The sequence below is a fragment of the Streptomyces sp. NPDC060064 genome (genome assembly GCF_042736455.1).
Lineage (GTDB): Bacteria > Actinomycetota > Actinomycetes > Streptomycetales > Streptomycetaceae > Streptomyces.
Genome location: NZ_JBHWWF010000006.1, coordinates 287449 through 300569, shown reverse-complemented (window position 1 = coordinate 300569; position 13121 = coordinate 287449). Strand labels below are relative to the sequence as shown.

Here is a 13121-nt window from a genome sequence, read left to right as displayed (position 1 = left end):
ATTTATTTTCTCAAAATTGGGGGCCAAAAAATCCCGGGCGGCGGGCGCCCGCCGCCCCCCCACCCGGGGCCCGCGCCCCATTACCCGTGCCGGACACGGAGCCGCACCTTCCGTCACCCGCCGCCGGACGTTCCAAAGCCCCCCACGGCCTTCGCAACGTCACATCGGAGACGGAAGGTTCATGCCCGACGTCGTACAGCCTTTCGGTTGGCACCCACCCCCCGCGAGGCGTTTCAACTGTGGCTGAAACACCGTGGTAACGTCCTGTGATGGCATGCATACTCAGTGATCGGGGCGATTGCGGATGCAACAGGTGGGGGTTCGGTGCTTCGTATCCATTTCACTGGGGACGACCTAGCCAGAGTGCGGATGGGGGCCAGACCGGATGCTTTGTGGGAAACGATTCTCAGCTTTCACCGATTGCGGGATCGGCGCGGCGCGCTCGTCTTCGGAGAATGGCGCTCGGAGACCCGCGCCCGGTTGAATGGTGAAACACGCCTGCTTGCCGCACTGGTTCCGCCGCGGGGTTATTTCCCGGACTTCCTGACGCCTCCCGAAGGGCAGGGCGGGCTGGACGCGGGCCTGGAGGCGCTGCGTGCCACCCCGGCCGCGCGCCTGCACACCGAACTCGCCCTGGCCGCCGCCGACCGCGCCACCGTGCCCGTACTGCCCGGCCGGCTCGTCGCCCTCGCCGAGGGCAGGCCCGAGCCGCTGGCACGGCTCGTGGGGGCGCTGCGGGGCTATCACCGGGCCGCTGTGGAGCCGTACTGGCCGCATATCCAGGCCAGGGTGGAGGCGGACCGTGCCGTGCGCGGCCGCGCGCTGCTCGACGGCGGCGCGGACGAGCTGCTCACGTCACTGCCGCCGGTGCTGCGCTGGCGGCCGCCCGTCCTGGAGGCCGACTATCCCGTCACGCGCGAACTGCACCTGGGCGGGCGGGGGTTGCTGCTCCAGCCGTCGTTCTTCTGCCGCGGCACACCGGTGGTCTACCGCGATGCCGCGCTCCCGCCCGTCCTCGTCTATCCGGCCGCCCACAGCAGCGGGCCGGCCTTCAGCGAGGCCGGCGGCCCCTCGCTGGGCAAGCTCGTCGGCCACACCCGTTCCGCCGTCCTGCAGGCCATCCGCTTCGGCTGTACGACCAGCGAACTGGCCCGCCGGGCAGGGGTGTCCCTCGCCTCCGCGAGCCAGCACGCGGCCGTCCTGCGGGAGGCGGGCCTGGTGGTGACGCTACGCCACGGCAACGCCGTCCTGCACACCGTCACTCCGCTGGGCGCCGCCCTGCTGCGGGGCGGCGCCACTGCGGAGGCCGCGGGCTATGCCCGGAACGGTCCCGCCACCTCGTAGGTGATGCCGCCCGACGAGGAGCCGCTCGTACCGCGCTGGCTGGAGAAGTACAGCCGGGTACCGTCGGGTGAGAACGCCGGTCCGGTGATCTCGGACGAGGACTGGCCGGTGATCCGCAGGAACACCGCGACGACGTCGTCCGGAGTGATGATGCAGATCTCCATGTTGCCGCCGTCCTCGGCGACGAACAGATCGCCGGAGGACGAGCCGGTGACGTTGTCCACACCGGTCAGCGGCGCGCCGCCGCCGACCACCAGCGAGTCGTCGTAGGCCAGTTCGTAGGTGCTGTTGGCGAGGTTGAGCTGCCAGACCCGGTTGTCGCCCTTGGTCGTGAACCAGACGGTGTCATTGGCGTAGTGACAGCCCTCGCCGCCGTTGAAGTGCTTGGCGCCGGAGACCTGGCTGCGCGTCGCGGTCGGCGAACCGTCCGGGTCGGGCACGTTCTGCCAGGTGAAGGAGCCGGAGGTGCCGGAGCCCGCGACGAGCACCTGGAGCGTGCCGGAGGCGAGGTTGCCCCAGGTGGTGGGGATGAATCGGTAGAGGCAGCCGTTGGTCTCGTCCTCGGTCAGGTAGACGACATGGCGCACCGGGTCGGCGGCCGCGGCCTCGTGCTTGAACTTGCCCATGGCGTCCCGGCGTACGGCGGCGTTCACGCCGTACGGGTCGGTCTCGTAGACGTACCCGAGGCTGACCTCCTCGCACGACAGCCAGGTGTTCCACGGCGTCTTGCCGCCCGCGCAGTTCTGGCGGGTGTTGGAGAGGATTCTGTACGCGCCGGTGATCGCGCCGGCCGAGGAGAGCTTCACCGCGCTCGCGCCGCCGGACGGGTTGATCTCCGAGTTGGAGACATAGATCCAGCCCGAGCCGTCCGCGAAGCAGGCACCGCCGTCGGGGGCGTTGTGCCACGTGTACGAGGTCGAGCCGACGTTCTGACCGGACCGGGCGATCACCCGGCTGCTGAACCCGCTGGGCAGCTGAATGCCGTTGGCGTCCGCCGCGCCGAGGGCCCCGTAGGGCCCCGGGCCGGGCTGGGCCGGGGCGGCGTAGGCGGCACCGCGCATCAGAGTGCCGCCGAAGGCGGCGGCGGACGTGCCGATGACTGCTCCGCGCAGGAAGTTGCGACGTTCCACTGTCACTCCAGGGTGGTGACTGCTCCGGGGCGCCGGTCGACGCCCCGGAGTTGGCGCGGTACCGGAACCTAGGAGTCGTGAATTGACAGCACGTCAACGAGTGGTGACGTACAGCGGTCGACCAGCGCGCCGACTCGGGGGTAGGGAAGGTTGCGCCCGGGCGCGCGCCGGGCGCGCGCCTTTCACCACCTGGGCGTCCTGTCGCGACGCCGGGCCCCGGACTTTGTCCCGGGGCCCGGGACGGGCCTGTTCTTCCAGGGCGTCCGGCGATGGAGGACGAACCGACTGCCGGGCGGACCCGGCCACCATCGCGCCCGCTCGACGCGCGGGTCTCAGCCGTGCGAGAGCCGGATCGCCCCCACCGGGCACGCCCGGGCCGCCTCCCGTACGAGCGGACTGCCCGCGCCGTCCTCGTGGCCCGGCAGCAGCTCGCTGAATCCGTCGTCGTCCTGGGTGAACACCTCCGGCGCGGTCAGCGCGCACTGCCCCGCCCCGATGCACCTGTCCTTGTCGATGGTGATGCCGATGTCTCTACGGTCGGTACCCATGGCGGCTACCAGGTCACGGGGAGTTCGACCATCCCCTGGAGCGTGTCGCCGGGTTTGAAGGGGATCGTTTCGGCGGGCGCCGCAAGCCGCAGTCCTGGCAGCCGGTCGAAGAGCGTCCGCAGCGCGATCTCCATCTCCGCGCGGGCCAGATTCTGTCCCAGGCACTGGTGGATGCCGAAGCCGAAGGCGACATGGTGGCGGGCCGAGCGGTGCCAGTCGAGTGTGTCCGGTGCCTGGTAGGCGGCGGTGTCGCGGTTGATGAGGGACGTCGAGAAGACGACGCCCTCGTCGGCCCGGATGGTCGTCCCGGCCACCTCGATGTCCTCCGTGGCCACCCGCAGCATCCCGTCGGCGATCGACAGGAACCGCAGCAGCTCCTCGACCGCGGTGGGCATCAGCGACTCCTCCGTCCGCAGCTCGGCCAGCTGTTCCGGGTGCTGGAGCAGGGTGAAGGTGCCCAGCGAGATCATGTTCGCCGTGGTTTCGTGGCCCGCGACGAGCAGGATCGTGGCGAGGCCGACCAACTCGTGCCGGTCCACGGTGCCTTCGTGCAACTGCTGCTGGATGAGGTCGTCGAGCAGCGCCTCGCCCGGGTCCTTCCGCTTCCGGTCGATCAGCGCGCCGAGGTAGTCGTTCAGCTGGTTGCGCGCGTCCTCCGTGTCGGCGGGGGCCGGTCCGCGCAGCAGCCGCCGCGACTGCGCCTCGAAGAAGTCGTGGTCGGCGTACGGGACGCCGAGCAGGGCGCAGATCACCGTCGACGGCACCGGCAGGGCGAAGGCGCTCACCAGCTCGGCGGGCGGTCCCTGTTCGGTCATGGCGTCGAGCAGCCGGTCCACGGTCTGCTGGATCTGCGGGCGCAGTGCGGTGATGCGTTTGAGGGTGAAACTGGGGATGAGCATCCGCCGCTGGGTGTTGTGCTCGGGGTCGTCGACGCCGAGCAGCGCTGTGCGGCGGTCGCGCAGCCGCGCGAAGCGCTCCGTGGGCATGGGGAACGCGCGGTTCTCGCGGTTGGTGGAGAGCCGTTGGTCGGCCAGCAGCTCGCGCGCCGTCGCGTGCCCGGTGACCACCCAGACGGTGCGCCCGTCGAAGAGGGAGACCCGGGAGAGCGGCCGGGCCTCGCGGAGTGGCTGGTAGGGAGTGGGCGGGTGGTAGGGGCAGCTGCGGTCCTGAGGAAACGCTACGGGTTCTGAGTCGACGGGTGCTGAGACGAGTGGTTCTGTCATGGTGACCTCGCGAGCGAAGAGAGTCCGCCTTGCCGAACACCATTAGATGCCTCGGGCATCTAATGGTCCATGTGAAGTTCGGCCAAACAGCCCAAGGGCGGCGCGGGCCCCGGATTCCATGGTGCACACCCGTCGTCCGGCGCGCGAGCGCTCAGGCCTTGAGTCCCTCGTACGTCACCCCGGTGAGCTGCTCGGATGCCGCCCACAGCCGCTCGCCCGCCACATCGTTCCGGGTCCATTTGGCCCGTCGGGAAGGTGCGGGCGCGCCACGCCAGCCCTGGAACTTCGGTCCGGTGAAGGAGTCGGGCCGTACGCCCGGCGCGGTGGCCGCGTACAGCGTCGGCAGCGCCCCGGACTCGGCGGGCTGCGCGGCGATCCGGTTGCCGAACTCCATGATCCGTTCCCTGACCTTGCGGCCCTCCATCCTCGCGCTCGCCGCCTGGAGGTTGGTGGCGGCGTAGCCGGGGTGGGCGGCCGCCGCGACGACGTCGGACCCGGCGGCGCGCAGCCGCCTCGCCAGCTCGTGCACAAAGAGCAGGTTCGCCGTCTTGGAACGGGCGTAGGCCACCCAACGGCGGTAGTGCCGCTCGCTGTTGAGATCCGCAATGTCGAGGTTGGCCATGGCGTGCAGCCCGCTGGACAGGCTCACCACGCGCGCGCCCGGCGTGTCCAGCAGCTTCGGCAGCAGCAGCCCGGTCAGCGCGAAGTGCCCGAGGTGGTTGACGCCGAACTGCGTCTCGAAGCCGTCGGCGGTCTTCCCGTACGGCAGGGCCATCACGCCGGCGTTGTTGATGAGCAGATCGAGGTTCTCGTACGGGTACGCGGCCGCGAACTCCCGTACGGAGGACAGGTCCGCCAGGTCCAGCGACCTGAACTCCACCTCCGCGTCGGGCACTTCGCGTTTGATGCGGGCCTTGGCCTGCTCGCCCCGGACCCCGCTGCGGCACGCGAGAATCACGCGCGCGCCGCGGCGGGCCAGCTCCTGGGCCGTGACGAGTCCGATGCCGCTGTTGGCACCGGTGACCACGGCGGTGCGTCCGGACTGATCGGGGATGTCGCTCGCGTTCCAGCCCGCCATGGCTGAGCCCCTCGCTAGGAAACGTTGGCTGCCCAGCCTACGAACCGTCAGGCCGAGGAGCCACGGCCCGGCCCATCGGGTTCCGCCGACGTTCACGACTGTCGGGCCGCACCGGCCGGGCCGCCCCCCACGGCCCACGCCGGCCGGCCGGCCGCTCACGCGTCGCGAGGAGTCAGGGCAGTGACCGACGACGTGTGAGCGGAGTCCGCGGTCAGTTCAGCCGTACCTCGTAGGCCGTCACCGAGACCGAATCGTCGTCCAGACAGCGCCCGGTCGCCAGGTCGAAGCGCTGCTTGAGCAGCGGCGACGCGACGAAGGGGCCGCCGGAGGACGAGCCGACGAGGCCCCGGGAGAGGACCTGGGCCCCGGCGAAGGGGTCCTGGTTGTCGATGGCGTACGGAGTGCCCTCGCGGTCCAGGAAGACCGCGGCCTGGCGGCCGTCCGGCAGCAGGGCCGCGACCCCGCGGCCCGGGGTGAGCAGGGACAGCGCGCAGAGCGCGAACCACTCCTGGCCCAGGCGGAGCTGGACCTGTGTTTCCGTCTTTACGGGGGCGGTCTGCTCGGGTGCGATCGTCATCGGGTGGCGGTTCCTTCCAGGACTTCCAGCGGGCGGATGGTCAGCAGCGGCAGATCGGGCTTGACCTGGTCGCGCTCGGGCACGAACTTCACCGTCGGGTCCGGGACTTCGGGCGCGTTCACGAAGGAGACGAACCGGCGCAGCCGCTCCGGGTCGTTGATGGTCTCGGACCACTCGTCGCGGTAGCCCGCGACATGGTCCGCCATCAGCGATTCGAGTTCCGCGCAGATGCCCAGCGAGTCATGGACGACCACATCCCGTACGTGATCGAGGCCGCCCTCGATCCGCTCCAGCCAGGTCGAGGTGCGCTCCAGCCGGTCGGCGGTACGGATGTAGAACATCAGGAACCGGTCGATGAGCCGGACCAGTTCCGCGTCGGAGAGATCCTGCGCGAGCAGATCGGCGTGGCGCGGGGTCGCGCCGCCATTGCCGCCGACATACAGGTTCCAGCCGTTGGCCGTGGCGATGACGCCGAAGTCCTTGCTCTGCGCCTCCGCGCACTCGCGCTGACAGCCGGAGACCGCCGACTTCAGCTTGTGCGGGGAGCGCAGGCCCCGGTAGCGCAGCTCCAGATCGATGGCCATCCGGACCGAGTCCTGCACGCCGTAACGGCACCAGGTCTGGCCCACACAGGACTTCACGGTGCGCAGGGCCTTGCCGTACGCATGCCCGGACTCGAAGCCCGCCTCCACCAGCCGCGCCCAGATCAGCGGCAGTTGATCGACGCGCGCGCCGAACAGGTCGATCCGCTGGCCGCCCGTGATCTTCGTGTAGAGCCCGTAGTCGCGGGCCACCTCGCCGATCACGATCAGCTTCTCGGGAGTGATCTCGCCGCCCGGGATACGCGGCACGATCGAGTACGAACCGTTCTTCTGCATATTGGCGAGGAAGTGGTCGTTGGTGTCCTGCAGCGCGGCCTGCTCGCCCTCCAGCACATAGCCGTCGGCGCCGATCGTCGGCGCCAGCGAGGCGATGATCGAGGCGACCGTCGGCTTGCAGATCTCACAGCCGTTGCCGCCGCGGGCCGCCTCGCGTCCGTGCGCGTCGAGGAGCTTCTGGTACGAGGTGATGCGCAGCGCGCGCACGGTTTCGTACAGCTCCTGGCGGGTCCGGGCGAAGCAGGCGCACAGGCCCTTGTCGACCTCGACGCCCGAGGACTCCAGCTCGGCATTGACCAGCTGGCCCAGCACTTTGACACAACTGCCGCAGCCCGTACCGGCCTTGGTGCACTTCTTTACCTCGGGCACGGTCGTGCAGGAGTGTTCGGTGACCGCGCCGCGGATCGTGCCCTTGGTGACGTTGTGGCAGGAGCAGATGACCGCGTCGTCGGGCAGCGCGGACGGGCCGAGTGCGGCCGGTGCGCCGATCCCGGCCGGCAGCACGAGCTGTTCGGGCGGGAGCGGCGGGACGGAGCCGGTGAGCGGGCGCAGCATGCCGTAGGAGTCGGCGTCACCGACCAGTACACCGCCGAGCAGCTCGCCCTCGCGGCCGATGACCAGCTTCTTGTAGACGCCGGAGCGGGAGTCGGAGTAGACGACGTCCAGGCAGCCCTCGGCCGTGCCCTGCGCGTCGCCGAAGGACGCCACGTCCACGCCCAGCAGCTTGAGCTTGGTGGAGGTGTCGGCGCCCGTGAAGCCGCCCGCCTTTCCGGCCTCTCCGGCGATGGCGTCCGCGGCCACCTCCGCCATCTCGTATCCGGGCGCGACCAGCCCGTACACCCGGCCGTCGGCGGCCAGCGCGCACTCGCCGATCGCGTACACCGCGGGGTCGCTCGTACGGCACTGCTCGTCGACCGTGATGCCGCCGCGTTCGCCGACGGTGAGCCCGCTCTCGCGGGCGAGCTGGTCCCTGGGGCGCACGCCGGCCGAGAAGATGACCAGGTCGGTGTCGATGGACGAGCCGTCCGACAGCGCCATCGCGGTCACCGCGCCGTCCTCGCCCGCCGTGATCTCCTTCCCGCCGACGCCCGTGTGCACGATCAGGCCCATGTTCTCGACGGTGCGGCGCAGCGCGGCGCCGCCGCCCTCGTCCACCTGTATGGCCATCAGCCGCGGATTGAACTCGACGATGTGTGTGGCGAGCCCCAGCCCCTTGAGCGCCCCGGCCGCCTCGAGGCCCAGCAGCCCGCCGCCGACCACGGTGCCGGTCGTGCAGTTCTTGGCGTACTCCTCGATCGCGAGGAGGTCCTCGATGGTGCGGTAGACGAAGCAGCCCTCGGCATCCTTGCCCGGCACCGGCGGTACGAAGGGGTACGAGCCGGTGGCCAGGACGAGAGTGTCGTACGCGAACGTCCGCCCGGCGCGCGAGGTGACCGTGCGCGCCTCCCTGTCGATGGTCTCGGCCGGCTCGTCGAGATACAGCTCGATGCCGTGACGCTCCATGAAGTCGCCCTCCACGAGGGAGAGTTGCTCGGGCGTCTGGCCGGAGAAGTACGAGCTGAGCCGGACCCGGTCGTAGGCGGCGCGGGGCTCCTCGCACAGCACGACGATCCGCGCCCGCCCGGTCAGGCCGCGCTCGGCGAGAGCCTCGAGGAATCGCTGGCCGACCATGCCATGGCCGACGACCACGATTGTGGGAGTCGTGGGGGTGGACATCGCAGGCATGTCAGAGGCCTCCATCATTGGTGAGCAGGTGGAGCAGGGGCACGCTCTCCGGGAGGGCCTCGTCGCCCTCCCAGGCCCGGGCGAGCGCGCCGACCGCGGCGAGATCCCCGAGCAGCACCCCGCCGACGAGCCGGTCTCCGCGGACGACGACCTTGCGGTACGCGCCCCGGGTGGCGTCTGCGAGCTGGACGACGTCGTCCCCGGGCCGGGGAGTCGGATCGCCGAAGGCGGCGAGATCGAGCGGGCCGGCCGTGGCGGGTCCCGGCCCGGTGAGCGTGAGGCGGGTGAGGGCGCGGGTGCCGGTGTACCGGGGCGACGCCGAGACGAGTTCCGGTGCGGAGGTGAGGTCCGGCGCCGAGGTGGGGTCCGGCGCCGAGGTCAGTACGGAGGCCAGGACATCGGCCTGTTCCAGGGCCGGACCCGCCAGGCCGTACACCTGGCCGTCATGCTCGGCGCAGTCGCCGATGGCGTATATGTACGGGTCGGAAGTACGCAGCTCGTCGTCGACGACGATGCCGCGACGTACCTCAAGACCGGCGGCGTGCGCCAGACCGACCCGGGGGCGCACCCCGCACGCGAGCACGACGAGCTCGGAGTCGAGGACATACCCGTCGGCGAGCTCGACCGCCGTACCGCGCAGGCCCCTCACCCGGCACTCCGTGTGGACCTCCACACCCAGTGACTCGAGGTGGCCGCGCAGCAGCTGAGATGCGGACACGTCCAGATGGCGCTCCATCAGATGCTCGCCCTGCTGGGCCAGCACCACCCGGGCACCGCGTGCGGCCAGCGCGCGGGCGGCCGAGACACCGAGCAGTCCGCCGCCGACGACGACCGCGTGGATCCCGGGGCGTACGGCGGCGGACAGCGCCGCGCAGTCGTCCAGGGTGCGGAAGGGGTGCACACCGTCGGGAAGCTCTCCGGCCAGTCCGCGCAGCGGCGGCAGCACCGGGTTGGACCCGGTGGCCAGCACCAGCCGCTCGTACGCCACCGAGGTGCCGTCCGCGCAGTGCACAAGCCGCAGGTCCCGGTCGATCGCGGTCGCCCGCACACCGCGCCGTACCGGTGCCTCGGGCAGGGCTATCACCTCGGGGCCGTAGCGCCCGGCGAGGACCTCCGCGAGCAGCAGCCGGTTGTACGGTGCGTGCGGCTCCTCGCCGAGGACCGTGACGTCGACGCCGTGCACGCCGAGCTGTCGCGCAAGCCGCACGCCCGCCGTTCCGCCGCCGATGACCACGATCTTCGATTCCATGTCTGCAGCCTGCGGCGTCGGTGTTACCCGGCAGGTCTTCTGCTGTTTCCCTCGGGGAACGCTGCGCTCAGCGCGGCGCGAGCCCGGATGTGAGGGCGCCCCAGGCCACTCACCCGGCGCCGAAACCTCAGACGTCGCTCAAGTCTCCCGGGATTGATGGACGGCGCACTCATCTCGTCCATAGGGTCGTGACCATGCCCGACATATCGCTGACCACACTCGTCCTCCTCTGCCTCGCCGCCGCGGCGGCCGGCTGGATCGACGCCGTGGTGGGCGGCGGCGGGCTGCTGCTCCTGCCCGCCCTGCTGCTCGGCCTGCCGCACGTCCAGGCCGCTCAGATCCTCGGCACCAACAAGGCCGTGGCCATCGTCGGCACCTCGGGCGCCGCCGTCACCTATGTGCGCAAGGCCCCGGTCCAGGTGAAGACGGCGCTACGGATCGGACTCGCCGCGCTCGCGGGCTCCATGGGCGGCGCGTTCTTCGCGGCCGGCATCAGCAGCGACGTACTCCGGCCCGTGATCATGGTGGTGCTGCTCGGCGTCGCGGCCTTTGTGATGCTGCGCCCCAACTTCGGAACCGCCGCGGACACCGACAAGGGCCCCGTCACCCGCGCCCGCGCCGTCACCGCGATCGTCCTCGTCGGCGGCGGGATCGGCTTCTACGACGGGCTGTTCGGGCCCGGCACCGGCACCTTCCTGGTCCTCGCGCTCACCGCCGTACTCCATCTCGACCTGGTGACCGCCTCGGCCACCGCCAAGATCGTCAATGTCTGCACCAACGGCGGGGCGCTCGCGATGTTCGCCTACCAGGGCACGGTGATGTGGCAGCTGGCCGCGCTGATGGCGGTGTTCAACCTGGCGGGCGGCATGTTCGGCGCCCGGATGGCGCTCAGGAAGGGCAGCGAGTTCGTCCGTGGAGTGCTGCTCGTGGTCGTCTTCTCGCTGGTCGCGAAGCTCGCCTTCGACCAGTGGACGGCCTGACGGCCTGACGGGCCTACGCGACCGAGTGCGTCACAGTTGCGGTGTCGCTGCCTGCCACGGCAAAGCCGGGCACCGAGACGATCAGAGTCGGATTGCAGGCCACAGAGGTTGGACTTCGCTTGGACGGCGTCGGCGTCGGCGACATGCTGCACCCTGTTGACGTGTCCGGGCGGAAAGCCGGTCACCGAAGTGCCGGGGCTCAGCCCCAGGTCGCCGTTGATGACGCTGGCGCCCGTACTGCTGACCGTTGAACCGGCCGGCACCGCGTAACTGGTAGCGGTCCCCAGCGCTACGGGCTTCTGCGGCGCACGAGGGGCTCGGGCCCAGAACGGCCGCCGCCAGCCAGGCCAATCCGGGGAGCAGGACGAGGATTCTCTTGAGTCGAGTGCGTCTATGCCCTCTGTCCGGGGTCGTGGACAGGACGGCATGCACTGCCACAGGAGCGGCCCCTTCTTGTCGTCATTGAGCTCAGGTTCGTTCGGCGTGCGCCCATCGGCGAAGGCGAATTTGTTCTCTTTGATCCCCGCCGCGGCCGCGTACAGCTTCACTTGCGCCGAGTGCGACCCCGGGCCAATGGCCTGACCATTGCTCCAGGCCCTCCCTCCAGACGGCCGCACCAGCGCGCCATGACTGAGTGTGATCGAAAGTTAACTTATTGTGCATCTGGGTGCCGGGCCAGGTCGTGCGCAGAACCGCGCCCTCTCATGGGTCCGGCCACGAAGACGGAGGAATTGCTGTGCGATCCAGATACAGATACCTCGGGCTGCTCGCCGGGGGAGGGGTCACCCTCGCGCTGGTTGTCGTCCCCGGTCCCGCGGCGCAGGCGGCCCCGTGCGTTCCCCCGGCTGATGGCTGCGGGACCACCACGGTGACGTTCGATGTGACGGGTGATGGTCTCCTCATCTCGGTGCCAGACGGCCCCGTCGACCTCGGAGCCGGTGCTCCGGGCTCCACGACCACCCCCGTGTCGCTTGGCACCGTGACTGTCACCGACGCCCGAGCGGGCGATCTTGTGTGGACCTGCAGGGTCGTGTCGACCGCATTCACGGCAGCGGGGGTGAACTCCATCCCGGCCTCCGCGGGGAGATACGTCCCTGGGACCGTCACCACCAATAACGGGACGGCGACCAGTCAGGCCTCGGGTGACATGAGCGTGAACAACCCGATCGCGAGTCACGCTGCGGGGACTGGGAACAGCCTAAGCACATGGACCCCAACGATGTCGATCGTCATCCCCAACACAGCCCAGGCGGCCACTGATTACACCGGGACGGTGACTCATTCTGTCACTCCCACATAGGCGAGCGGTTCCGCTGCTCCTGGTCCTGCTGCTGGCCGCGCTCTTTCAGGGCGCGGCCAGCAGCGATGCCCGGTCGATGAGTGCTGAACACACACGGGACGAGGGATCCGGAGAGTCGGAAGCGCAGTTCGGACTCCGACTGCTCGAGGCGCCAGTCATCCGTCGTGACGATCCCCGTGCGTACACCTCCATCGTCGATCATCTCAATCCGGGTACCACCATTCAGCGGCGGGTGGAGGTCAGCAATAAGTCCCGGGTGCCGCTGCGCATCGACCTCTACGCCGCCGCGGCTTCCATCAACAAACGGACATTCACCTTCGCCGCTGGTCGCACTCAGAACGAACTGACGGAATGGACATCGGCCGACCACCCCGTGCTCAGGCTTCCTCCTGACAGGAAGGAGACCGCGCGGGTCACTATCCGGGTGCCGCCAAAGGCCTCGCGAGGTGAGCGCTACGGCGTTGTCTGGGCCGAGGTCGCCAGCTCAGGGAAGGGCAGCGTCAAGCTGATCAACCGGGTCGGCATCCGAATCTATCTGGATATCGGCCCTGGTGGTGAGCCACCCTCGGCCTTCCGGATCGAGAAGCTCACCCCCGAACGCTCCCGCGAGGGCCAACCGCGGATCACCGCCCAGGTGCGCAACACCGGGGAACGCGCATTGGAGATGTCCGGCAAGCTCTGGCTGTCCGAGGGCCCGGCGGGTCTGCGTGCCGGGCCGTATCCCGCGACGCGGGGCACCACTCTGGCCCCCGGTGATACCGGGTTGGTGAGCGTCGCGCTGGACGACAGTTTGCCCAACGGTCCCTGGAAAGCGCGGCTGTCTCTGGCCAGCGGCAGGGTCCAGGAGACCATCACTGCCAACGTCACTTTCCCGTCCGCGGGTATGCAGGGCTCGTCCGTCGTCCCCGACTTCGCGCAGTGGCCCCCGATATTGTCCTGGGGACTCGGCGCCCTGGCGGCCATCCTGGCGGTCGTCGGCATCCTCCGGCTGAAGCGGCGGCTCGTGCGGAGCCGAGACTGACGGCGCAGCACCGCCGGGCCGACGGTCTCGAGCTGGGATCCACCCTCAGTGTTTGGGTAAGGCATCCC

At 70.1% G+C, this 13121-nt stretch carries 11 protein-coding genes; 3 read left to right on the top strand and 8 right to left on the bottom strand.

The window, feature by feature from the left end:
• Window positions 1-324: 324 nt before the first annotated feature.
• Complete coding sequence (locus ACFWDI_RS10940; RefSeq protein WP_385302881.1) at window positions 325-1344, top strand: ArsR/SmtB family transcription factor; 1020 nt, start codon at window positions 325-327, stop codon at window positions 1342-1344.
• On the opposite strand, the gene ACFWDI_RS10935 is transcribed toward ACFWDI_RS10940, so the two are convergent.
• The 7 genes from ACFWDI_RS10935 to ACFWDI_RS10905 all read right to left on the bottom strand — a co-directional run bounded on the left by ACFWDI_RS10935 (window position 1314) and on the right by ACFWDI_RS10905 (window position 9752).
• Window positions 1314-2474 (bottom strand): alkaline phosphatase PhoX, encoded by a 1161-nt coding sequence (locus ACFWDI_RS10935; protein WP_385302879.1) that lies wholly within the window; start codon window positions 2472-2474, stop codon window positions 1314-1316. The genes ACFWDI_RS10940 and ACFWDI_RS10935 overlap by 31 nt on opposite strands.
• A 332-nt stretch (window positions 2475-2806) precedes the next feature.
• The gene (locus ACFWDI_RS10930) at window positions 2807-3001 is read right to left on the bottom strand and encodes a ferredoxin (RefSeq protein WP_385302906.1); all 195 of its coding nucleotides are present in this window, start codon (window positions 2999-3001) and stop codon (window positions 2807-2809) included.
• Between the two features lie 26 nt (window positions 3002-3027).
• The gene (locus ACFWDI_RS10925; RefSeq protein ID WP_385302877.1) at window positions 3028-4245 is read right to left on the bottom strand and encodes a cytochrome P450; all 1218 of its coding nucleotides are present in this window, start codon (window positions 4243-4245) and stop codon (window positions 3028-3030) included.
• A 151-nt stretch (window positions 4246-4396) separates the two neighbouring features.
• Window positions 4397-5323 (bottom strand): oxidoreductase, encoded by a 927-nt coding sequence (locus ACFWDI_RS10920; protein ID WP_385302875.1) that lies wholly within the window; start codon window positions 5321-5323, stop codon window positions 4397-4399.
• Between the two features lie 211 nt (window positions 5324-5534).
• Window positions 5535-5900: a nitrite reductase small subunit NirD gene (gene nirD / locus ACFWDI_RS10915; protein WP_385302873.1), complete on the bottom strand. Its 366-nt coding sequence runs from the start codon at window positions 5898-5900 to the stop codon at window positions 5535-5537.
• A complete protein-coding gene (gene nirB, locus ACFWDI_RS10910) occupies window positions 5897-8503 on the bottom strand; it encodes a nitrite reductase large subunit NirB (RefSeq protein ID WP_385302872.1) in 2607 nt (868 codons plus the stop codon). Before nirB ends, nirD begins: the two co-directional genes overlap by 4 nt.
• 1 nt (window position 8504) lies before the next feature.
• On the bottom strand, window positions 8505-9752 hold the full coding sequence (locus ACFWDI_RS10905; RefSeq protein WP_385302870.1) for an NAD(P)/FAD-dependent oxidoreductase: 1248 nt from the start codon (window positions 9750-9752) through the stop codon (window positions 8505-8507).
• 194 nt (window positions 9753-9946) lie between these two features.
• Here ACFWDI_RS10905 and ACFWDI_RS10900 point away from each other — a divergent pair, with 194 nt between their 5' ends.
• Window positions 9947-10732 (top strand): sulfite exporter TauE/SafE family protein, encoded by a 786-nt coding sequence (locus tag ACFWDI_RS10900; RefSeq protein ID WP_385302869.1) that lies wholly within the window; start codon window positions 9947-9949, stop codon window positions 10730-10732.
• Between the two features lie 1286 nt (window positions 10733-12018).
• Here the strand turns inward: ACFWDI_RS10900 and ACFWDI_RS10895 are convergent.
• Entirely contained in the window at window positions 12019-12234 is a 216-nt protein-coding gene (locus tag ACFWDI_RS10895; RefSeq protein WP_385302867.1) for a hypothetical protein, read from the bottom strand.
• A gap of 54 nt (window positions 12235-12288) precedes the next feature.
• Between ACFWDI_RS10895 and ACFWDI_RS10890 the strand changes: the two genes are divergently transcribed.
• Complete coding sequence (locus tag ACFWDI_RS10890; protein ID WP_385302865.1) at window positions 12289-13053, top strand: peptidase; 765 nt, start codon at window positions 12289-12291, stop codon at window positions 13051-13053.
• The last annotated feature ends 68 nt before the right edge of the window (window positions 13054-13121 follow it).

Coding starts and splice junctions, on each gene's coding strand:
- ACFWDI_RS10925 (WP_385302877.1), bottom strand. CDS start 4,245: ATGACAGAACCACTCGTCTCAGCACCCGTCGACTCAGAACCCGTAGCG.
- ACFWDI_RS10920 (WP_385302875.1), bottom strand. CDS start 5,323: ATGGCGGGCTGGAACGCGAGCGACATCCCCGATCAGTCCGGACGCACC.
- nirD (WP_385302873.1), bottom strand. CDS start 5,900: ATGACGATCGCACCCGAGCAGACCGCCCCCGTAAAGACGGAAACACAG.
- nirB (WP_385302872.1), bottom strand. CDS start 8,503: ATGCCTGCGATGTCCACCCCCACGACTCCCACAATCGTGGTCGTCGGC.
- ACFWDI_RS10905 (WP_385302870.1), bottom strand. CDS start 9,752: ATGGAATCGAAGATCGTGGTCATCGGCGGCGGAACGGCGGGCGTGCGG.
- ACFWDI_RS10900 (WP_385302869.1), top strand. CDS start 9,947: ATGCCCGACATATCGCTGACCACACTCGTCCTCCTCTGCCTCGCCGCC.
- ACFWDI_RS10895 (WP_385302867.1), bottom strand. CDS start 12,234: ATGATCGACGATGGAGGTGTACGCACGGGGATCGTCACGACGGATGAC.